Annotated in this window: 25 protein-coding genes; 15 read left to right on the top strand and 10 right to left on the bottom strand. The window is 65.9% G+C overall.

The window, feature by feature from the left end; translation table 11 throughout:
- Nucleotides 1–51 precede the first annotated feature (51 nt).
- Nucleotides 52–384: an AtpZ/AtpI family protein gene (locus AC13C7_RS13865; protein WP_172319519.1), complete on the bottom strand. Its 333-nt coding sequence runs from the start codon at nt 382–384 to the stop codon at nt 52–54.
- Nucleotides 385–576: 192 nt separating this feature from the next.
- Nucleotides 577–1,476: a DMT family transporter gene (locus AC13C7_RS13860; protein WP_482867841.1), complete on the bottom strand. Its 900-nt coding sequence runs from the start codon at nt 1,474–1,476 to the stop codon at nt 577–579.
- A gap of 115 nt (nt 1,477–1,591) precedes the next feature.
- Between AC13C7_RS13860 and AC13C7_RS13855 the strand changes: the two genes are divergently transcribed.
- Nucleotides 1,592–1,924: an ArsR/SmtB family transcription factor gene (locus AC13C7_RS13855; protein WP_172319517.1), complete on the top strand. Its 333-nt coding sequence runs from the start codon at nt 1,592–1,594 to the stop codon at nt 1,922–1,924.
- Nucleotides 1,925–2,044: 120 nt separating this feature from the next.
- On the opposite strand, the gene AC13C7_RS13850 is transcribed toward AC13C7_RS13855, so the two are convergent.
- Both AC13C7_RS13850 and AC13C7_RS13845 read right to left on the bottom strand, forming a co-directional pair.
- On the bottom strand, nt 2,045–2,926 hold the full coding sequence (locus tag AC13C7_RS13850) for a DMT family transporter (RefSeq protein ID WP_482867840.1): 882 nt from the start codon (nt 2,924–2,926) through the stop codon (nt 2,045–2,047).
- Between the two features lies 1 nt (nt 2,927).
- The gene (locus AC13C7_RS13845; RefSeq protein WP_172319515.1) at nt 2,928–3,818 is read right to left on the bottom strand and encodes a LysR family transcriptional regulator; all 891 of its coding nucleotides are present in this window, start codon (nt 3,816–3,818) and stop codon (nt 2,928–2,930) included.
- Between the two features lie 117 nt (nt 3,819–3,935).
- On the opposite strand from AC13C7_RS13845, the gene AC13C7_RS13840 reads away from it, so the two are divergent.
- The 9 genes from AC13C7_RS13840 (at nt 3,936) to rimM (ending at nt 9,971) form a co-directional block, all read left to right on the top strand.
- Nucleotides 3,936–4,523 carry an FMN-dependent NADH-azoreductase gene (locus AC13C7_RS13840; RefSeq protein WP_482867839.1) on the top strand — a complete coding sequence of 196 codons (588 nt, stop codon included), beginning with the start codon at nt 3,936–3,938 and terminating at the stop codon, nt 4,521–4,523.
- Between the two features lie 379 nt (nt 4,524–4,902).
- Entirely contained in the window at nt 4,903–5,436 is a 534-nt protein-coding gene (locus tag AC13C7_RS13835) for a hypothetical protein (RefSeq protein ID WP_474887024.1), read from the top strand.
- A gap of 160 nt (nt 5,437–5,596) precedes the next feature.
- Nucleotides 5,597–7,102 (top strand): signal recognition particle protein, encoded by a 1,506-nt coding sequence (gene ffh / locus AC13C7_RS13830; protein WP_172319512.1) that lies wholly within the window; start codon nt 5,597–5,599, stop codon nt 7,100–7,102.
- A gap of 126 nt (nt 7,103–7,228) precedes the next feature.
- A complete protein-coding gene (locus AC13C7_RS13825; protein WP_482867838.1) occupies nt 7,229–7,765 on the top strand; it encodes a GNAT family N-acetyltransferase in 537 nt (178 codons plus the stop codon).
- Nucleotides 7,762–8,346 (top strand): GNAT family N-acetyltransferase, encoded by a 585-nt coding sequence (locus AC13C7_RS13820; RefSeq protein ID WP_482867837.1) that lies wholly within the window; start codon nt 7,762–7,764, stop codon nt 8,344–8,346. Before AC13C7_RS13825 ends, AC13C7_RS13820 begins: the two co-directional genes overlap by 4 nt.
- Nucleotides 8,347–8,422: 76 nt before the next feature.
- Nucleotides 8,423–8,719: a chorismate mutase gene (locus AC13C7_RS13815; RefSeq protein ID WP_482867836.1), complete on the top strand. Its 297-nt coding sequence runs from the start codon at nt 8,423–8,425 to the stop codon at nt 8,717–8,719.
- A gap of 50 nt (nt 8,720–8,769) precedes the next feature.
- Complete coding sequence (gene rpsP / locus AC13C7_RS13810) at nt 8,770–9,168, top strand: 30S ribosomal protein S16 (RefSeq protein WP_482867835.1); 399 nt, start codon at nt 8,770–8,772, stop codon at nt 9,166–9,168.
- A gap of 24 nt (nt 9,169–9,192) precedes the next feature.
- On the top strand, nt 9,193–9,462 hold the full coding sequence (locus AC13C7_RS13805) for an EVE domain-containing protein (RefSeq protein WP_482867834.1): 270 nt from the start codon (nt 9,193–9,195) through the stop codon (nt 9,460–9,462).
- On the top strand, nt 9,459–9,971 hold the full coding sequence (gene rimM / locus AC13C7_RS13800) for a ribosome maturation factor RimM (RefSeq protein WP_172319506.1): 513 nt from the start codon (nt 9,459–9,461) through the stop codon (nt 9,969–9,971). Before AC13C7_RS13805 ends, rimM begins: the two co-directional genes overlap by 4 nt.
- Here the strand turns inward: rimM and AC13C7_RS13795 are convergent.
- Nucleotides 9,968–10,741, bottom strand: a complete 774-nt coding sequence (locus tag AC13C7_RS13795; protein ID WP_446122297.1) for a 3D domain-containing protein — start codon at nt 10,739–10,741, stop codon at nt 9,968–9,970. The two genes, rimM and AC13C7_RS13795, sit on opposite strands and share 4 nt — an antisense overlap.
- Nucleotides 10,742–10,884: 143 nt before the next feature.
- On the opposite strand from AC13C7_RS13795, the gene trmD reads away from it, so the two are divergent.
- Nucleotides 10,885–11,697 carry a tRNA (guanosine(37)-N1)-methyltransferase TrmD gene (gene trmD / locus AC13C7_RS13790; protein WP_172319504.1) on the top strand — a complete coding sequence of 271 codons (813 nt, stop codon included), beginning with the start codon at nt 10,885–10,887 and terminating at the stop codon, nt 11,695–11,697.
- On the opposite strand, the gene AC13C7_RS13785 is transcribed toward trmD, so the two are convergent.
- Entirely contained in the window at nt 11,688–13,007 is a 1,320-nt protein-coding gene (locus tag AC13C7_RS13785) for an FAD-dependent oxidoreductase (RefSeq protein ID WP_482867833.1), read from the bottom strand. The genes trmD and AC13C7_RS13785 overlap by 10 nt on opposite strands.
- Nucleotides 13,008–13,366: 359 nt before the next feature.
- On the opposite strand from AC13C7_RS13785, the gene rplS reads away from it, so the two are divergent.
- On the top strand, nt 13,367–13,750 hold the full coding sequence (rplS, locus tag AC13C7_RS13780) for a 50S ribosomal protein L19 (RefSeq protein ID WP_172319502.1): 384 nt from the start codon (nt 13,367–13,369) through the stop codon (nt 13,748–13,750).
- 12 nt (nt 13,751–13,762) lie between these two features.
- A complete protein-coding gene (gene rpmE / locus AC13C7_RS13775) occupies nt 13,763–13,984 on the top strand; it encodes a 50S ribosomal protein L31 (RefSeq protein ID WP_172319501.1) in 222 nt (73 codons plus the stop codon).
- Between the two features lie 80 nt (nt 13,985–14,064).
- On the opposite strand, the gene AC13C7_RS13770 is transcribed toward rpmE, so the two are convergent.
- Nucleotides 14,065–14,367 carry a hypothetical protein gene (locus AC13C7_RS13770; protein WP_172319500.1) on the bottom strand — a complete coding sequence of 101 codons (303 nt, stop codon included), beginning with the start codon at nt 14,365–14,367 and terminating at the stop codon, nt 14,065–14,067.
- Between the two features lie 65 nt (nt 14,368–14,432).
- Nucleotides 14,433–14,750 carry an NIPSNAP family protein gene (locus tag AC13C7_RS13765; RefSeq protein ID WP_482867832.1) on the bottom strand — a complete coding sequence of 106 codons (318 nt, stop codon included), beginning with the start codon at nt 14,748–14,750 and terminating at the stop codon, nt 14,433–14,435.
- Nucleotides 14,751–14,828: 78 nt separating this feature from the next.
- On the opposite strand from AC13C7_RS13765, the gene AC13C7_RS13760 reads away from it, so the two are divergent.
- Nucleotides 14,829–15,512, top strand: coding sequence for an ArsR/SmtB family transcription factor (locus AC13C7_RS13760; RefSeq protein WP_482867831.1), 684 nt, complete (start codon nt 14,829–14,831; stop codon nt 15,510–15,512).
- 106 nt (nt 15,513–15,618) lie between these two features.
- Nucleotides 15,619–16,428, top strand: a complete 810-nt coding sequence (locus AC13C7_RS13755; RefSeq protein ID WP_172319497.1) for a division plane positioning ATPase MipZ — start codon at nt 15,619–15,621, stop codon at nt 16,426–16,428.
- Nucleotides 16,429–16,434: 6 nt separating this feature from the next.
- Here AC13C7_RS13755 and AC13C7_RS13750 read toward each other — a convergent pair whose 3' ends face one another.
- Together AC13C7_RS13750 and AC13C7_RS13745 are read right to left on the bottom strand one after the other, a co-directional pair.
- Nucleotides 16,435–17,502, bottom strand: coding sequence for a hypothetical protein (locus AC13C7_RS13750; RefSeq protein ID WP_482867830.1), 1,068 nt, complete (start codon nt 17,500–17,502; stop codon nt 16,435–16,437).
- 11 nt (nt 17,503–17,513) lie between these two features.
- Nucleotides 17,514–18,212: a helix-turn-helix domain-containing protein gene (locus AC13C7_RS13745; RefSeq protein WP_172319495.1), complete on the bottom strand. Its 699-nt coding sequence runs from the start codon at nt 18,210–18,212 to the stop codon at nt 17,514–17,516.
- Nucleotides 18,213–18,473 lie beyond the last annotated feature (261 nt).

Below are 18,473 nucleotides of genomic sequence, written 5' to 3'. Positions count from 1 at the left end.
GCCTTCCACAAGGGTTTCCGCGCCGTTGGTTGCTGTATCTTCAGACACCGTTCAGTCCCTCTCATCGCCCTGCGCGGCCTCATTCGCCTGCGCATCCCGCTGCATCTCATGGGCGGATCGGATCATGGTTTTGACCCCCGCCACGAACCCCAGCAATGTAAACACAACCATCAGCCAGGGCGCGGTGCCGATCAGGGCATCCAGACCGAGGCCGATGAAAAATCCGATCCCCAGACCGGCCACCAGCTCTACCACCATCCGCCAGGCGTGCTGCGCCTGTGAATAATGCTCCTCGGTATGCGGTTTCGCGTCGCCCTGGCCCTTCAGCCGGTCCAGCCGCTCTTCCAGCGCCTTCAGGCGATCAGGATCAGGGTGGTCAGACATCGAAATTGCCCCATCCGAGGTGTCGTGCGGAACCTAGGCAGGCGGCGGGGTGGAGTCAACGCGAAGTTGACGTCGGCGGATGCTATTTATGTCTTTGATATGGATATATTTTTCCATTTGTCGCACCGCCCGCCTCCCGGCACGACCGCCCGCATCCCGCAAATCCCATATTCAACCCTTTGGTTGAGTATCCTAGGGCACATGCCCGACCCGGCGCCCGAAAACCCGCATCGCGCGCCCGTCGATGAACAGCAACCCGGCGAAGATCAACGCCATCCCGGCGATGTGAAAGGCCCCGATCTCCTCGTTCAGGATGGCGACGCCCAGGAACACCGCCGAAACCGGCGCGATGAAGGTGATGGTCGAGGCGATGGTGCCGCCGACGATCCGGATCAGCCAGAACATCACGATGAAGCTGGCCGAGGTCAGCACGAACCCGATGAACAGCAGCGCCCCCCAGGTCTCGGCCCGCGTGATCACCGGCACGCCCTCGGCCCAGATCGCCAGGGGCGCGATGATCAGCGCGCCGAAGCTCAGCGACCAGGCGGTCAGCACGGTCCGGTCCATCGCATCCATCCGGCGCAAGAGGTTCACTGCGATGCCATAACACAGCGGCGCCGAGATCGTGCCCAGAAGCGCCCAGGGGTTCGACGGCCCCTGCCCCCGCATCGCCGGGATCGCCATGACGACGATGCCGGCAAAGCCCAGCACCACCCCCGCCGATTTCAGCGGCGTCGCGCGTTCGCCCTGCGGCCAGACATGGCTGACCAGCACCACCATGATCGGCGTCATCGCATTGACGATGCCCGCGGCGGAGGAGGTGATGAATTGCTGCATAACCGGGTAGATGGTCAGCGGAATGGCATATTGCACCGTGCCGAACAGGGCCAGCTGCGCCAGCGCCGCGCGCGGCACCGCGCCCGACACCCGCCGCACCGACAGCCACAGCCAGCAGCCAATCGCCCCCATGCCGACCCGACCCAAGCCCACCGTGATCGGTCCCAGCTCGCGCAGCAGGATCTCGTTGAAGAAGAAAGACGACCCCCAGCCGATGCCCAGCACGAAGATCACCAGCCAATGGCGCACTGTCATCTGTCGGTCTCTCCTGTCGCGTCCGGTCCGCCGCCCGCTCTACCCCCGATCGCGCGCCATGCACAATCCGGAACCTGCGCTTTCCCTGCCGCTCCGCACCGCGTAGAGTTCCGCCATGCCCGCCTCTCTCGACACCGTCTTCGCGGCCCTCGCCGACCCCACCCGCCGCGCCATCCTGTCGATGCTGCTCGAGGATGACATGGCCGTGACGGATGTGGCCGAGCCTTTCGAGATGTCGCTGGCCGCGATCTCCAAGCACCTGACCATCCTGGCCCATGCGGGCCTGATCACGCAGGAAAAACGCGGCCGTCTGAAATGGTGCAAGCTGGAGCCCGACGCGCTGAAAGCGGCCTCGGTCTGGATGCAGGGCTTCGGCCAGTTCGAGCCGGTCAACCTCGACGCCTTCGAGGCCTTCCTGGCGCGCGAATTCAACACGCCCTCAGACTGACCTTTTCATTTTGCCGGAAATACCTCGGGGGTCGTCATTGTTGCGCCATTGGTCCGAACGACAATGGCGACGGGCAGCGCCCCCACGAAAGGGGGTGGGTGGGCGGGCCCACCCCACCCCTCAATGCTCGTCCTTCAACAGGAGCAACAGAGCCACCGCCGTCAGCGCCACGCCGATCACGATCAGCGGCCCCGGCAATCCGTTGCCCAGGAAGAACTCCCACCCGATCACCCAGGTCGGCGTCAGGTAAGTATAGGCCATGACCTTGGAGGAGGGCAGATGCAGCGCCGCGAATTGCAAGAGCACCGTGGTCGCCGCGCTGGCGAAGACCGCCGTGTAGACCAGCGTGATCCAGACGATCGCGGGCAGGCCCGGCCAATCGGTCGCCACAACCTCCTGCCAGCCCCAGCCCATCAGCGTGACCGCGCCGCCCAGCATGGTGCCGAAGGCGAAGACGACCGCGTTCTCGCCCCGATTCAGCATCCGCACCATCGGCGCATAGAGCGCATGCGCCGCGCAGCCGATGAAATAGATCACCTCGCCCCGGCCCACCTCGAAGGCCATCAGCGCCCCCAGATCGGCCCGGAAGATCACCCAGAGCGCGCCAACCGCGCCGCAGAACATCGCCAGCGCCATCCGGCCTGTCATGTGCTGGCGCAAGAGCAGGTATCCGAACCCCGCCGCCATCAGGGGCGTCAGCGTGAACACCGCCGAGGCCGACACGGGCGGCGCGGTCTTCAGCCCCTCGAACATCATCACGAAATAGAAACCGAAGAGGCCGCCCAGCACCAGGTAGCGCCAGGGCGCGCGAAAGGCGGCGCGCGGCACCCCGCCCCATGCCAGCGCCACGCCCCCGATCACCGCCGCCGCCAGCACGAAACGCACCGCGTTCAGGGCAACCGGCGCGATATGATTGGCCGCCAGTGAGCCCAGCGAGAACGACCCCGCCACCAGCGCCGAGAACACCAGCATGGCCAGGTGGCCGCGAGACACGCCTGACATGTCAGGCGGGCTCCACCGGCCAATCCTGCACTTTCTCTTTCAGGAACCGCAGGAAGGTCTGCACCTTCGCCGTCCGGTGCAGGTCCATATGGGTGACCAGCCACAGCTTGGTCGACCACTCCTCCATCGGCGGCAGCACCTCGACCAGCGCGTCTTCCTCGCGCACCTCGGCCCGGCTGATGAAGCCGATGCCCATATTCGCCCGCACCGCGTGGCGGAACGTGTCCAGCTCATTGGCGCGGAACACGATACATTCGGCCGGCACCTGCTCGGTCAGCCAGCGCAGGAACGGCGCGCGGCTGTTCTCGATGGTCGAGCCGATGAAACGGTGACTGTCCAGGTTGGTGTCATCGGGCAGGCCATGCGCGTCGACATAGGCCTGCGTGGCGTAAAGCCCGACCGAGGAGGTGCAGAAGGGCTGCACGATATTGTCGGGGCTGTCGCCGGGCTTGCCCGCCCGGATGGCGACATGCGCCTCGCCGTATTCCATGCGGAAGAGCCGCGTATCGGTGACAAGCTGCACCCGCAGGTCGGGATGACGCTCCTGGAACTCGCCCATCGCGGGCACCAGAAGGCCCGAGAGCCCGTTGATCGAGGTCACGATCAGGTCGCCCGTCACCTCGTTGCCGCGCCCCTTGATGCGGCCCGCAAGCTGCGTGAACTGGTCATCGGCACGGCTGCCGACGCTCAACAGGTCCTGGCCCGCCTCGGTCGGCGTGTACCCGCGCGCGTGGCGCTGAAACAGCTTCGCGCCAAGCCGCCCCTCCAGCGCGTCGATATGGCGAATGACGGTGGCATGATGCACCCCCAGCACATCCGCCGCGCCGCTGACCGTCCCCATCCGCGCCACCTGGTAGGCGGTGCGGATCTCATCCCAATGATCAAATGACATATCCATAACTCCGTGCGCCACTGCACATAAACCATATCATCTGGCCAGATTGTGCCTGATCGCGCAAGGCCCAATTTGTCGGAGCATGCAAGACCCCCCATCAACAGGATCCAGATCATGCCCCATTCCATCCTCCGCCTCGATGCCTCCGCCCGCCGCGACGGCTCGGTCACGCGCGACCTGACCGGTCGTGTCCTGGCCCGGTTCCCGCAGGCCGATGTCACCACCCGCGACCTGGCCGACGGCCTGCCGCTGATCGACGCCAGCTGGGTTGCCGCGAATTTCACGCCCGAGGCAGACCGCAACGCCGCCCAGCGCGCCGCCCTCGCCCTTTCCGATACGCTGATTGCCGAGGTCAGGGCCGCCGACACGCTGGTCATCGGGTTGCCGATCTACAATTTCGGCGTGCCCGCGACGCTCAAGGCCTGGATCGACCTGATCGCGCGGGCCGGCGTGACCTTCCGCTATACCGAGGCCGGGCCCGAGGGCCTTCTGACCGGCAAACGCGCCATCGTCGCGGTTGCATCTGGCGGCACCGAGACAGGATCGCCGCTGGACTTCGCCACCGGCTACCTGCGCCATATTCTCGGCTTTGTCGGCATCACTGATGTCAGCTTCGTCAGCGCCGACCGGCTGGCGCTTGACCCCGAGGCCACGGTAAAATCGGCGCATGACCAGGTCGCCGCATTGCCACTGGCGGCGTGACCCCGACGAGGCGCGCCACCCCTGCGGATGGGCCCGAATGGACGGGCTATCTTCTTTGCAATCCGGACCTTTGGGCTCCGTTCCAGTGCGGAATGGATTGCCGGGGCCGGACCGGGCGCGATACCCGGTCTCTTCCGCCTGTCGGAACGGAAGGGATGACGCTTGGCTGACCGACGGCCTGGTCAATCGCGTCTTCGTCATCCTGTTCGGCAAAGGCACCGAGCCTGCGCGCATTCCGAAGGCGACGGCGCGCAAACCGCTGCCCGCCTCCTCAGCCTGCCCCTGCCAGATGAAACCGAACGCCCCCCATCCACCGCCCGTCCGGCGGCGCGCAACGCGGCGTTTCGCATACAGGCACGCCCGTGCTAGCCTGCGCCCCATGCGTTCCCTTGCCCTCCTCGCCCTCACCCTCCTCCCCTCGCCAGCCCTCGCCCTCACCTGCGCGCTGAGCTTCGACATCACCGTCACCCATGGCATCGGCCCCTACCCGCCCGGCACCACCCTGACCGGCGAGGCGCAATTCCGAACGGTCCGCTCCTTCCGCCAGGAAGGCGGCGCCACCGGCCACCTCGCCACCGGCTCAATGACCCTGGACGGCAATATCGCCGGCCGCCTGTGGACGCTCATCACCACCCGGCGCACCCAGGCTGCCGATCTGGTCGGGGTCTATGCCGTCGATGTCGAGGGGCTGGAATTCGCGGGTCAGGAATTCACCGGCCCGATGGCCATCACCCTCTACGGCGATCCCGGCAGCTGGCGCCACGACCGCCCGCCGATCACGCAAGATGAATGGGACAGCCTCGACCTGCGCCGCGTCTTCATCCTGCACGCCTCCAACAGCCAGGACATGCTCGGCGGCGACGTCACCCGGCTGGATGCCACCTGTGTTGACTCCGACGCCCCACAGGACTAAACCCCGCGCCAATACCCGGGAAGTGCCAGCTTTCCGGTCCTGGCCTGCGTCAGGATCGCCCCCCGTCAGCGAGGTTTCGCCCACGGGGGTGTTGGTGCATTCGGGCTCGGCCCCTATCTTGGCGGGGACCAGTGACGCATGAAGGAAAGGGCCGCGCCCGATGTTTGAAAATCTCTCCGAACGCCTCTCCGGTGTCTTCGACCGCCTGACCAAGCAGGGCGCACTTAGCGAGGATGACGTCAAGACCGCGATGCGCGAGGTCCGCGTGGCGCTCCTGGAGGCCGACGTCTCCCTGCCCGTCGCGCGGCAGTTCATCAAGGCGGTCGAGGCCAAGGCCACCGGCGCCGCCGTCACCAAATCCGTGACCCCCGGCCAGCAGGTCATCAAGATCGTCCATGACGAGCTCATTGCCACGCTGACCGGCGATAGCGACCCCGGCAAGCTCAAGATCGACAGCCCGCCCGCCCCCATTCTGATGGTCGGCCTGCAAGGCTCGGGCAAGACCACCACCACCGCGAAACTCGCCAAGCGCCTGAAGGAGCGGGAGGGCAAGCGCGTCCTCATGGCCTCGCTCGACACCAACCGCCCCGCGGCCATGGAACAGCTCGCCATCCTCGGCAGCCAGATCGGCGTCGACACCCTGCCCATCGTCAAGGGCGAGACCGCGCAACAGATCGCCAAGCGCGCCAAGACCCAGGCCAGCCTCGGCGGCTATGACGTCTACATGCTCGACACCGCCGGTCGCCTCCATATCGACCAGGAGCTGATCGCCCAGGCGCAGGAGGTCCGCGACATCGCCACCCCGCGCGAAACCCTCCTCGTGGTCGACGGCCTCACCGGCCAGGACGCGGTCAATGTCGCGCAGGAATTCGACGACAAGATCGGCGTCACCGGCGTGGTCCTGACCCGGATGGATGGCGACGGGCGCGGCGGCGCGGCGCTTTCGATGCGCGCCGTCACCGGCAAGCCCATTCGCTTCGTCGGCCTCGGCGAAAAGATGGACGCCATCGAGACGTTCGAGCCCGAACGGATTGCCGGGCGCATCCTCGGCATGGGCGACATCGTGGCTCTGGTGGAAAAGGCGCAGGAAACGCTCGAGGCCGAACAGGCCGAACGCATGATGAAGCGCTTCCAGAAGGGCCAGTTCAACCTCAACGACATGCGGGGCCAGCTTGAACAGATGCTCAAGATGGGCGGCATGGAGGGCATGATGTCGATGATGCCCGGCATGAAGAAGATGGCCAAACAGGTCGAGGATGCGGGCATGGATGACAAGGTGATCCGCCGCCAGATCGCGCTGATCAACTCGATGACCAAGCGTGAGCGCGCCAATCCGGCCCTCCTGCAGGCCAGCCGCAAGAAACGCATCGCCAGGGGCGCGGGCCAGGAGGTCTCCGACCTCAACAAGCTCCTGAAGATGCACCGCCAGATGTCGGACGCGATGAAGAAGCTCGGCAAGATGGGCAAGAAGGGCATGATGCGCGGCGGCCTCGGCGCGCTCTTCGGCAAGGGCGGCATGCAAGGTGGCCCGGGCGGCGCGGGCGCGGGCATGGACCCCGCCGCGATGGAGGCGGCGGCCCGCCAGATGGGCCAGGGCGGCAGCCTGCCCGGCCTCGGCGGCCAGCCGCTTCCCCCCGGTCTCTCCGGTCTGGGCAAGAAGAAATGATCCCATCTTCTTGGTCCAAATACTCAAGCAACTCCGCCCGCATCCGCTCCACGCCCGCGTTGATGCGATCACCCGCCCCTTGCCTGCAAACAAGCCGCGCGGCAGCGCGTCATTTTGGTTGAGAGCATGACCGCGCCCCTGCCTATCCCGACCCTCGAAACCGCGCGCCTGATCCTGCGCGGCCCCGTCATGGGCGACGCGCAGCCCTGGGTCGATTTCGTGGAGACCGACCGTGCGGAATTTGTCGGCGGCCCGAATCTGGGGCTGGCGAAAGGCTGGCGCGGCTTTGCCCATGCCGCGGGCATGTGGATGCTGCGCGGCTATGGCAGCTTCATCTTCGCCCTGAAATCCGACCCCGGCACGCCGCTCGGCATGACCGGCCCCTGGCATCCGCGGGACTGGCCGGAAAAGGAACTGGGCTGGACAATCTGGTCCGCCGCCGCCGAAGGCAAGGGTGAGGCCGCGACCGCCGCGCGCCGCTTCGCCTATGACAGGCTCGGCTGGACCACCGCCGTCTCCTATATCGACGCGCGCAATACCCGCTCCATCGCGCTGGCCGAACGGCTTGGCTGCACCCTCGACCCGCAGGCCGAGGCCCCCGCGACCGAGGCCGACAGGACCACCCTCGTCTACCGCCACCCGGCCCCGGAGGCGTTGGCATGATCCGGGCTCCGCATGAGATCGCCACCCCCGGCCCCGCCGCCGATGCGGCTGCCCGGATGCAGGCCGCCCTGCCGCGGCTGGAAACCGCGCGCCTGATCCTGCGCGCGCCCCGGCTGGAGGATTTCGAGATCTATGCCCGGATCGGCGCCAGCGACCGGGGCCGCCACCTGGTCGCGGACAATACCGACCGCGCGGCGCTCTGGCTCGATTTCACCCAGATGGTCGCAACATGGCTCCTGCGCGGCCATGGCGTCTGGACGGTCGAGGCGCGCACGGATGGCGCGGTCCTGGGCTTCGTCCTGATCGGGTTCGAGCCCGGCGATCACGAACCGGAACTGGGCTACCTCTTCCGCGAGACCGCCGAGGGCCGGGGATATGCGCAGGAGGCTGCAACCGCCGCCCGTGACCACGCCCTCACCACCCTCGCCCTGCCAGGCCTCGTCAGCACCATCAACCCTGACAATGCCCGCTCCATCCGCCTCGCCACCCGGCTCGGTGCGGCCCGCGATTTTCCGGCCGAAGCCGCGCATGGCAACACCATCCGCGTCTACCGCCACCCCACCCCGGAGGCCCGAACATGACCGCGCGTATGTACGGGGGGTGCATCGGGGGGTGTACGGGGGGTGCACACCCGATTTCGACCTCTGGAGGCCAGACATGACCGACGCCACGACCCGCGCCGCCGCCCTTCTGAAGGACCACCGCGAGAGCATCGACAGGCTCGACGCGATCCTGGTCTACACGCTTGGCGAGCGCTTCAAGCACACCCAGGCCGTGGGCAGACTCAAGGCCGAACACGCCCTTCCCCCGTCCGATCCCGCCCGCGAAGAGGCGCAGATCGAACGGCTCGAAGACCTGGCCCGCAGGGCCGATCTGGATCCGGAATTCGCCAAGAAATTCCTCAACTTCATCATCGCCGAAGTCATTCGGCATCACCAGCAACACCAATCGTAAGGCGCAGGGGCAACCCCCGCCAAACCCGCCATTTCAAAGGAGAAACTCAAATGGCCATGAAACTTCGTCTCGCCCGTGGTGGTTCGAAAAAGCGTCCCTTCTATCGCATCGTCGCCTCCGACAGCCGGATGCCCCGCGATGGCCGCTACATCGAAAAACTGGGCACCTACAACCCGCTCCTGCCGAAGGATTCCGAGGACCGCATCCAGATGGACATGGAGCGCGTGCAATACTGGCTCGACCAGGGCGCACAGCCGACCGACCGCGTCAGCCGCTTCCTGGAAGCCTCCGGCGTGATCGCCAAGAAAGAGCGCGCCAACCTGAAGAAAGGCACGCCGGGCAAGAAAGCCACCGACCGCGCCGAGGAAAAAGCCGCCAAGGCCAGCGCCGCCACCGAGGCCGCCAACGCCCCCGCCGAGGACGCCCCGGCCGACGACAGCGCCGAATAAGCCTCTGGAAGGACACAAGAAAACATGGTCCCCCGATACTGGATCGGCGTCGTTCACCAAGCCCAGGCCCGCGCCGCGCAAGCGGCCGGGCTCATTGCCTTGTCACATGGCAAAGAAGCTGCGGCGAAGACGCTCTCTCCGGGGGACCATGTCCTGTCTTATACGCTCAAGGGCGATTTCCTGCGCCCGCTGCTCGACCGTCTCAGCTTCGCCAAATCGCCGTTCAGGTGCCGCCAGTTCGAGATTTCGGAAAGCGATTTCAACCTGATAGCAGAGGGGATGGGACTGTCATGACGGATCGCATCTGTGTCGGCGCCATCACCGGCTCCTTCGGCGTCAAGGGCGAAGCCCGCGTCAAGAGCTTCTGCGCCGAGCCCGCCGCGATCGGCGATTACGGCCCGCTGACCACCAAGGACGGGCAGACCAGCTACAGCCTGACCATCACCCGCCCCGTCAAGGGCGGCTTCGCGGTGCGCCTCTCGGGCGTCAAGACCAAGGAACAGGCCGACGCCCTGCGCGGCACCACGCTCCACGCCCCGCGGGAGGCATTACCCGCGCTTCCAGACGATGAGTTTTACCACGCCGACCTGATCGGCCTCACGGCGGTCGAGACCGGCGGGGAAGAACTGGGCCAGGTTCATGCCGTCCACAACCATGGCGGCGGTGACCTGTTGGAGTTGCGCCAGAAGGGCCGGACCGGCACCGCGCTGGTGCCCTTCACGCAAGGCATCGTGCCGACCGTCGATCTCGCCTCGGGCCGCATCGTGATCGACCCGCCGGAGGGTCTGCTGGACGACGCCTAGCCCGGACCGCCCAACCGGCACAGGAAGGCGGGCGCGCCGCAACGCGGGTCCGGGGGGGCCTCCGGCTCTGGGGTTTCCATTGGCAGAAGCAGCGCCTCGACCTCGCGGTTATCGCCATGGCTGACAAAATCGAACGGGTTGTACGCCAGTGCCGCCGTCAGGTCGCCGCGAAACGGGCCCAGAAACACGTCGATATGGTTGCCGGTGACCGCGCCGCCGGTATCGCCGCAGGTGAATATGCCGTCATGCACGGAGCCATCGGGCAGGACCGTGCCATCGGCGGCGGGGATATAGAGCCTCTGGCCGAACTCCGGGTATCCCCCCGCCACCCAGGGGCGCGAGCCGCCGACCCATCCCAGGTCGCAGGCAATGGTGCGGAAGGGGCGCAGCGGGTTCGAGCGGGATCCGGTGCCGTAGGGGTGCGGTGAGCGTTGCCAGCGCACCCGCTCGCTCGGGTCATGCGGGCAGGAGGCCTGCGAGCCGCCATTGGTGCCCGCGAAGTTGTAGACCTGCCCCCCCACGCGCATCGACCCCGCCAAGGCCCCGGCGCACCAGTCGGCCCGCGCCACCGCTGGCCCGATCTCGGCGCCGCGCATGTTGCGGATCGGCACGCCGTCCTCGACCGGGCGCGCCTCGACCAGGCGGTAGATCGTCGCCCAGACGGTGACGGGCGTGCCTTCCGTCGGTGTGGCGCGGGTCTGCGTGCCGGTGGCGCAGCCGAAAAGCGGGATCAGCAGGCCCGCCAGAAACAGGCGCGAAAAAATGCGCATTGGATGCCCCCATGAAAAAACCCATCCTGGCAGGGATGGTCTTGAATGACGGGCACGTTAACCTATTTCACCGGCCCTGCAAACAAGGGGCCGTTCCTGCCCGATATTGTCACCGCCCCGCTTTCCCGGTAACGCCATCGTTCATGAAAGAACCGCCCAGGAAATCCCACGGTCGCCTGTCGATCAGCGCCAGCCACACGCCGCGCGACCTGATGACGCCCACGCCGCATCTGAAGGGCGCGTGGAAGGCGAAGGTGATCACCCTCTTCCCCGAGGCGTTCCCCGGCGTGCTTGGCCAATCCCTGACCGGCAAGGCGCTGCAACACGGGCTATGGGCGCTGGAGCCTATCGACCTGCGGACCTTCGGCCAGGGCAAGCACCGCAATGTCGATGATACGCCCGCGGGCGGCGGCGCGGGTCTGGTGATGCGCGCCGATGTGCTTGGCCGCGCCATCGGCATGGCGTCACGCGGCACGCCCGAGGATCCCGCCCGCTGGCCCCGCGTCTTCCTGACCCCGCGCGGGCGGCCCTTCACGCAAGCGGATGCCGAGCGTTATTCCCGCGCCGAGGGCATGACCCTGCTCTGCGGCCGTTTCGAGGGCGTCGATCAGCGCGTGATCGACCATTTCGATATGGAGGAGGTCAGCCTTGGCGATTTCGTCATGACGGGCGGAGAGATCGCGGCGCAGGCCCTGATCGACGCGACCGTGCGGCTGATCCCCAATGTCCTCGGCAACCAGGCTTCAACCGAGGAGGAGAGCTTCTCCGACGGCCTGCTGGAACATCCGCAATACACCAAGCCCGCAGACTGGCAGGGCCATGCCATCCCCGAGGTGCTGCTCTCGGGCAATCACGCCAAAATCGCCGAATGGCGGCGCGCGCAGGCCGAGAAGCTTACGCAGGAACGCCGCCCCGACCTCTGGGCCGCGTATGAGGCGCGCAAGGATCAGAGCTGAGGCGGCCCAAGCCCCTCACCGGCCAGCCCCCGCATGCCCTGCGCCTGCATCGCGGCCACCACATCGGCAGGATCAATCGCTTGCACCGCGCATCCCCCGCGCAGCGCCAGGGCTGCCCCGTTGCCAGCAGCCTGCCCCATCGCCATGCATTGCGGCATGCCGCGAATGGACGCGAAGGCCGCCGGGTCGGCCGAAACGATCCGACCGGCAAAAAGCAGGTTCTCGACCATTTCGGGCACCAGGCAGCGAAAGGGCAGCGTGTAATATCCCTGCCCCTCAACTGCCGCCTCATGAGTCATTGCGCCATCGGCCCCCCGCATCACGTCATCGACCGGGTTGGAACAGGCCACGATCCCGTCCTCGAACTTTGTCGCCATCGCCACGTCCGAGGCGCTGAGTCGATACAACCCGTGCAATTTTCGGGTTTCGCGCACGCCGACTGTCGGCCCGAGCGCGGTCATCCACGCATCTGAGAATCCCGGCACCTCTGCCCGCAGGAACGCCACCAGCTGCGCCACCCGGCGACGGCCTTCCTGTGTGGAGCGGGCGATGGCATCGGCATCCCGGCCATCGACATCGCGGATGATCACCGAGTTGCAGAATACCGTATCGCGGTGAAACCCCCGCATCAGATAAAGCTGCGCCAGATCGGAGTGCAGGCGCCCATCGGCAACACCGCGCGTGGCATGGCTCGTGAAATAGGGGTCGGGATCGGCAAACACCACGTCCCAGGGCGCGTTCACCAAGAGAAACGAGAGCGTCACCCCCATCATCGCGCCGCTCGCGTCACCCAGGTCGAACGGCACCCCGGCTTGCGCCGAAAGATCGCCATCGCCCGAGCAATCCACGACAAGGCGCGGGGTCAGGGCAAAACAGCCATGCCGGTTGGCGCAATCAATGCGTGCGATGCGCGCCCCGTCCATCACGGGCCTTTGCGCCAGCGTGTTCAGGTGGCATTCGACGCCAGCCTCTTCCAGCATCCCGAACATCGCGATTTGCGCCATGTCGGGGTCGTAAACAATCTCGGGCCCGAAATTCTCCAATGTCGACCGGCGGATCTCCGCGGCTGGCGGATCAAGCGCCCTGAGCCGGTCGGTCAGCTCCTCCATCACCCCCCCGATGGACGTGCCGCAGGGATATCCGCCGCCCCACGGCATGCCGGGACAGAAGGCCATGACCCCGCCGATCCTGGCCCCGGCCTCGACCAGGCAGACCTCGAGCCCCTGCCGCGCAGCCGTCACCGCCGCACCGAACCCTGCCGTGCCGCCGCCGATAACCGCGAGGTCAACCGCCCTGCCCGAACCTGCCATCGTGTTCCCCCTATGCGTTTCGCGCCATGTTGCATTGGCCGAAGGGTGCTGCCAAGGTCAGGTTCCCGCGATTTGGGGGCGCTCCGCCAAGTTGCGCTTGATCCCGGCCCCTTTCCTGCCTATACCCCGCCCGTCCCGGTCGGAAATCCGACTCGGGGCCGTTTTGCTATTGCCACGGCCATCTGCAAAAGGGGTTTCTTCGCCCCTTCCCTGCGGCCACTGGCACCTGCAAGACGCGACAAGGAAACGTTGACCTGACCTCTGGCGGGCGCATCATGCGGACCCGGAAGAAGACCGAGAGCTCTCGAGGACGGCATCACATTCACGGGACAAACCGTGGTCAGTATTGGAGAATTGCGATGGACCTGATCGCACAGATCGAGGCGGAGCAAGTTGCCGCCCTGGGGAAAGACATCCCCGATTTCAAGGCGGGTGATACCATCCGCGTCGGTTACAAGGTGACCGAGGGCACGCGCAGCCGTGTGCAGAACTACGAAGGCGTCTGCATCGCGCGCAAGAACGGGTCGGGCATCGCCGGATCCTTCACCGTCCGCAAGATCAGCTTCGGCGAAGGCGTGGAACGTGTGTTCCCGCTACATTCCACGAATATCGACAGCATCGAGGTTGTCCGCCGTGGCCGTGTGCGCCGTGCCAAGCTCTACTACCTGCGCTCGCGCCGCGGCAAGTCGGCCCGGATCGCGGAAGTCACCAACTACAAGCCCAAATCCGGCGCTGAAGCGTAAGGAGCGGATGTCATGAAAAAAGAGACCCATCCCGATTACCACATCATCGACGTCAAGATGACGAATGGCGATGTCATCCAGATGAAATCCACCTGGGGGTCCGAGGGCGACCAGCTGTCGCTGGACATCGACCCGACCGTTCACCCGGCCTGGACCGGCGGCTCGTCCCGCCTGATGGATACCGGCGGCCGCGTGTCCAAGTTCAAGAAGAAATACGAGGGGCTCGGCTTCTAAGCCTTCGCTCTCGCTGTTCCAAGGAAAGACGCCGCCCCCGTTCGGGCGGCGTTTTTCTTTGGGCCTGGTCGGTGTGCGGCTTAGTGATTGTGGCCGCAGGAACTGGTGGGTTTTCTCAACCGCCAGGTGATCATGGACAGAAGGCAGGCCTGACCGGGGTCGCGCGCATCCCGGATGCGGCCCATCAGCGTGGCCCAGTCTTCCTCGGGCGCGCGGTTCGAGAAGTCGGCAACCGCCATGCGGGCATAACCGGCGGGGTCCATGCCTTCGGACGCGGCGGCCTCGCCCAATGCGGCCCAGATTTCCGGCTCGGCACGGGCCAGCCAGTCTTCCATTCCGGACCCGGACTTGCGCGCGGCGGCAAGGACTTCACCCAACATCATGACAGTATCTCCAGCAGATTGGCAGTAGGTGGCGGACCATGCAGGCCGCGACCGGGACTGTCAATTCACCCCCCATGCGGCAGCGAGACGCATTTGAGGAACGTCCGATCCTCGCGCAGCAGAAATTTCTCGCGCTGCGCATATTCGTAATTCTCGCGCCCCAGGGGATCTTCGGCCAGACGCGCGCGATAGGCCTCGTATTCGGCCAGCGAAGGGATGTTGTAGATGCCATAGGCCAGCGTCGAGGATCCCTCATGCGGGGCGAAATAGCCGATCAGATCGGCGCCGTTGCGCGGAATGGCCTGGCCCCAGTTGCGGGCATATTGCGCGAAGGCGTCGCGCTTGATCGGGTCGATCTGGTAGCGGATGATGCAGGTCAGCATGGGGTCTCCTTTCATGGTTCGATGATGGACGAACCATAGCGGATTGATCCGCGTCGATGGTTCGGCTACGGTCGAACCATGAAAGAAGGCCCCGACATATCCGCCATCGCCGCGCTGATCGGCGACCCGGCCCGCGCCAATATCCTGACCGCACTGATGAGCGGCAAGGCCCTGACCGCCAGTGAATTGGCGGCAGAGGCGGGCGTCACCTTGCCCACGGCCTCGGCGCATCTATCGAAACTGGCGGGCGGCGCGTTGATCGCGGCGCGCAAGCAGGGGCGGCACAAGTATTTCACCATCGCCTCGGACCAGGTGGCCGATCTGCTTGAGGCTCTGATGGGGCTGGCGGCGGGCACCGGCCATCTGCGCACCCGCACTGGCCCCAAGGATGCAGCGCTGCGCGAGGCGCGCATCTGCTACGATCACCTGGCAGGCACCATGGGCATCGCGATGTATGACAGCATGATCCGCCGGGGCCTCCTGCGCGACGATGCCGAGTTTCCCGAACTGACCGCTAAGGGCCGCGCGGCGCTGACCGGCATGGGCCTTGACCTGGCACCGCTGGAGGCCACCCGCCGCCCGCTTTGCCGCTCCTGCCTGGATTGGAGCGAGCGGCGCACGCATCTTGCCGGCAGTCTGGGGCAGGCGATGCTGGAGATGATGCAGGCGCGCGGATGGGCCACGCGCGACCCGAACAGCCGCGTGATCCGCTTTACCCCCCACGGACGCGCGCAGTTTCAGACACAGTTTCCAACTGCCTGACCTTTCCGCCTTAACACCCGGCAAACCCTTCCGTATATTGCCGCGAAAATGAGGTCGGCCCCACCAAACGAGGGTCGGTTCGGGACATATCTCAAAGGGGACAGCGGTGGCGCATATCATCGTTTTCGGCAACGAAAAGGGCGGGTCGGGCAAATCGACCTCGGCCATGCATGTGGCGACGGCGCTGGCGCGCATGGGCCACCGGGTCGGCGGGCTGGACCTCGACCTGCGCCAGCGCAGTTTCGGGCGCTATATCGAGAACCGGCGCAACTCGATCGCCGCCCGCGACCTGACCCTGGCCGCTCCAATGCTGATCGAATTGCCCGAGATCGACCCAGACACGCTTGGCCCCGATGAGAACATCTATGACCTGCGCCTGTCGGCGGCGGTCAGCGATCTTGAGGGGCGCTGCGATTTCATCGTCATCGACTGCCCCGGCAGCCACACCCGCCTCAGCCAGGTGGCCCATTCCCTGGCCGACACGCTGGTCACGCCGATGAATGACAGTTTCGTCGATTTCGACCTGCTGGCCCGGATCGAACCCGAGACCTACGAGATCAAGGGCCCATCGGTCTATTCCGAGATGGTCTGGCACGCGCGTCAGTTGCGCGCCAAGGCAGGGCTCAGCCCGATCGACTGGATCGTCGTGCGCAACCGGCTTGGCGCGCAATACATGCACAACAAGCGCAAGGTGGGCGACGCATTGACCGCGCTGTCGCAGCGCATCGGGTTTCGCGTGGCCCCCGGCCTGTCCGAACGGGTGATCTTCCGCGAGTTGTTCCCGACGGGCATGACGCTGCTGGACCTGCGCGACATGGGGGTGGAGAAGATGAACATCTCGAACGTCGCCGCGCGGCAGGAAGTGCGCGACCTGGTCAAGGCGATGAACCTGCCGGGCGTGACGGTGGATTTCTGATCCGGCTCAGCGGGCGAGGAAATCAGCGATCTCATCCGCCGCGCGGTCAAGATTGGCGTCGACCTCTCCGAACCGGCCAAGTAGCGCGTCCCCCGCCTGCTGTGGCGGCGCGTCGAGAAAACGCAGCGCATCCTCGGCCGTTTCGATATTGGGCAGATCCTGAAACACGGGGTGTTCGTTGCGAAAGACGGCGGCCATCCTGCCACGATAGAGGCTGTCCAGGATCGCCGTTGACGCGGTCGATATGGTGAGGTCGGCAAGGTCCAGCACATCGTGCATGTCCATGGCTTTCAACGGTCCCGAATGGGCGTTGGACAGCACGACATTGGGGACCGCGCGCAACAGCTCGGCATCCTTCTCACGGTGCATCGCCCGCGCCTTGCCACGGTGGCCGCGCAGGATGAACAGGTGATCGGGGCGCGCGCCCGCGATCTGCCGGACGAAGGAATAGTAGCTCTCGATCTCCGAGCCCGAGTAGCGCGCCTGCCAGCGGAAGGAATGACAGAGCAGAACGGTCCGGGCAAAGCCCGATTGCAGTTGGCGAAAGGCCGGTGACGGCGGGCGGGGCGCGAAGAGGGGCCGTTTCAGGAACCCGACCTGCCGGGCGCGGCCACGGGCCTCCTCGGTGATCGCGGTGGCCCCTTGGGGCGGGCCATAGAGCAGCAGCAGGGCGGAATGAAACGGCTGCGGGTCTGCCATGTCGAGAGGATAGTTCACATGGGTCTGGATCACGCCGTGCTGCACGAAGATGCTGTCGATCCCGTGGCGCAGGATATGCTGCCCCCGCCGCCCCGTCGCGCTGCGGTCATAGGCCGGATCGGCCAGCACCACCGGCACATCGCCCGGTTTCAGCCACAGCCCCGAAAAACGCTTGAGTAGGCGGTTGGGGATCAACCTGACAGGGACAGGGGCCTTCGCGACAAGCCCGCGCAGGCGCGGTTCCCGGCGCGGGGCGGCCGACGCTCCGAAACAGTTTACCGGCACACCGCGCGCCGCCAGGTGACAGGCCAGCGGGAACAGCGCCTCGTAATCGGGCAGCCCGTGCAAGAAGAAGACGGCCCGGCGTTGTGGCATCGTCACCCGCCCTAGACCCGGTAATCGTCGATCAGCGGGCTTGGCTTGGCGAACTGCTCAAGATCGGACTGATCGGTGATCGTGACCCTGTTGCCGTCGACCTGCACCCCGTAGGCGCGCAGGTTCTTGAGCGCCCGGCTCATGTTCTCGGGCGTCATGCCAAGCGACGAGGCAAGGCGGCGCTTTTCGGTGTGCAGCGTGAATACCGCGGCACCGTTTGCCCGCTTCTGCTGACGCAGGAGGTAGTTGGCCAGCCGCTCGACCGAGCTGCGCAGTTTCAGATCCTTGGTGTTGCGCACCACCGAGCGGTAGCATTGCGCCAGTTCGGTCACGATGGCGCGGGCGAAATCGGGGTCGGCATCGAAGGTTTCGCGCACATCCGACGAGGGCAGCAGCACCACCCGGCTTTTCTCCAGCGTGCGCGCGGACATCAGGTAGGGCGCGTCCTTAATGGTGGCGGCCAGGATGAAGGTCGAGACCGGCCAGACCGTGGACATCGTCGTCTCGCGCCCGTTCCAGCTTGAATAGAGCTCGACCGAGCCCGACAGCAGGATATGCAGAAAATCGCTCTGGTCGCCCTCGGCGATCAGGTCGATCATCGGCGGGAAGTTCTGGACATAGGCCCCGCGCGTCAGCCGATCGAAATGCGAATCCGCCATCTGCGAAAACACGTTCAGGGATCGGATATGATGCTTTTCCGACTCAGGCATGGTGGCAGCGTGCCCCGCTCTTGGATGGATTGACATTTATCAAGGCGGGGCGGGGGCGATGTCAACACCTCTGCGGAATTTCTCGGGCCCTGCCTTGCGAAACCCTGCCTCACCAACTGACATATTTTTGTAACTCATTTATTTCATACGCTTTTTCCCGGTTTTTGACCCAGATCAAGCAGCCCGCCCATCCATCCTGACAGGGTCCGGCCAGATCAAGCAAGGCAGTCAGGTTTGCATCTGCCAAGGATCGGAGGGAAC

The sequence above is a fragment of the Alterinioella sp. B-7 genome (assembly GCF_056857775.1).
The sequence above is the reverse complement of the archived record's forward strand: the minus strand, read 5'-3'. Positions and strand labels throughout refer to the sequence as shown.

Excerpts from the sequence above, each read along its gene's own strand:
- AC13C7_RS13865 (WP_172319519.1), bottom strand. The coding sequence starts at position 384 with ATGTCTGACCACCCTGATCCTGATCGCCTGAAGGCGCTGGAAGAGCGG.
- AC13C7_RS13860 (WP_482867841.1), bottom strand. The coding sequence starts at position 1,476 with ATGACAGTGCGCCATTGGCTGGTGATCTTCGTGCTGGGCATCGGCTGG.
- AC13C7_RS13855 (WP_172319517.1), top strand. The coding sequence starts at position 1,592 with ATGCCCGCCTCTCTCGACACCGTCTTCGCGGCCCTCGCCGACCCCACC.
- AC13C7_RS13850 (WP_482867840.1), bottom strand. The coding sequence starts at position 2,926 with ATGTCAGGCGTGTCTCGCGGCCACCTGGCCATGCTGGTGTTCTCGGCG.
- AC13C7_RS13845 (WP_172319515.1), bottom strand. The coding sequence starts at position 3,818 with ATGTCATTTGATCATTGGGATGAGATCCGCACCGCCTACCAGGTGGCG.
- AC13C7_RS13840 (WP_482867839.1), top strand. The coding sequence starts at position 3,936 with ATGCCCCATTCCATCCTCCGCCTCGATGCCTCCGCCCGCCGCGACGGC.
- AC13C7_RS13835 (WP_474887024.1), top strand. The coding sequence starts at position 4,903 with ATGCGTTCCCTTGCCCTCCTCGCCCTCACCCTCCTCCCCTCGCCAGCC.
- ffh (WP_172319512.1), top strand. The coding sequence starts at position 5,597 with ATGTTTGAAAATCTCTCCGAACGCCTCTCCGGTGTCTTCGACCGCCTG.
- AC13C7_RS13825 (WP_482867838.1), top strand. The coding sequence starts at position 7,229 with ATGACCGCGCCCCTGCCTATCCCGACCCTCGAAACCGCGCGCCTGATC.
- AC13C7_RS13820 (WP_482867837.1), top strand. The coding sequence starts at position 7,762 with ATGATCCGGGCTCCGCATGAGATCGCCACCCCCGGCCCCGCCGCCGAT.
- AC13C7_RS13815 (WP_482867836.1), top strand. The coding sequence starts at position 8,423 with ATGACCGACGCCACGACCCGCGCCGCCGCCCTTCTGAAGGACCACCGC.
- rpsP (WP_482867835.1), top strand. The coding sequence starts at position 8,770 with ATGGCCATGAAACTTCGTCTCGCCCGTGGTGGTTCGAAAAAGCGTCCC.
- AC13C7_RS13805 (WP_482867834.1), top strand. The coding sequence starts at position 9,193 with ATGGTCCCCCGATACTGGATCGGCGTCGTTCACCAAGCCCAGGCCCGC.
- rimM (WP_172319506.1), top strand. The coding sequence starts at position 9,459 with ATGACGGATCGCATCTGTGTCGGCGCCATCACCGGCTCCTTCGGCGTC.
- AC13C7_RS13795 (WP_446122297.1), bottom strand. The coding sequence starts at position 10,741 with ATGCGCATTTTTTCGCGCCTGTTTCTGGCGGGCCTGCTGATCCCGCTT.
- trmD (WP_172319504.1), top strand. The coding sequence starts at position 10,885 with ATGAAAGAACCGCCCAGGAAATCCCACGGTCGCCTGTCGATCAGCGCC.
- AC13C7_RS13785 (WP_482867833.1), bottom strand. The coding sequence starts at position 13,007 with ATGGCAGGTTCGGGCAGGGCGGTTGACCTCGCGGTTATCGGCGGCGGC.
- rplS (WP_172319502.1), top strand. The coding sequence starts at position 13,367 with ATGGACCTGATCGCACAGATCGAGGCGGAGCAAGTTGCCGCCCTGGGG.
- rpmE (WP_172319501.1), top strand. The coding sequence starts at position 13,763 with ATGAAAAAAGAGACCCATCCCGATTACCACATCATCGACGTCAAGATG.
- AC13C7_RS13770 (WP_172319500.1), bottom strand. The coding sequence starts at position 14,367 with ATGATGTTGGGTGAAGTCCTTGCCGCCGCGCGCAAGTCCGGGTCCGGA.
- AC13C7_RS13765 (WP_482867832.1), bottom strand. The coding sequence starts at position 14,750 with ATGCTGACCTGCATCATCCGCTACCAGATCGACCCGATCAAGCGCGAC.
- AC13C7_RS13760 (WP_482867831.1), top strand. The coding sequence starts at position 14,829 with ATGAAAGAAGGCCCCGACATATCCGCCATCGCCGCGCTGATCGGCGAC.
- AC13C7_RS13750 (WP_482867830.1), bottom strand. The coding sequence starts at position 17,502 with ATGCCACAACGCCGGGCCGTCTTCTTCTTGCACGGGCTGCCCGATTAC.
- AC13C7_RS13745 (WP_172319495.1), bottom strand. The coding sequence starts at position 18,212 with ATGCCTGAGTCGGAAAAGCATCATATCCGATCCCTGAACGTGTTTTCG.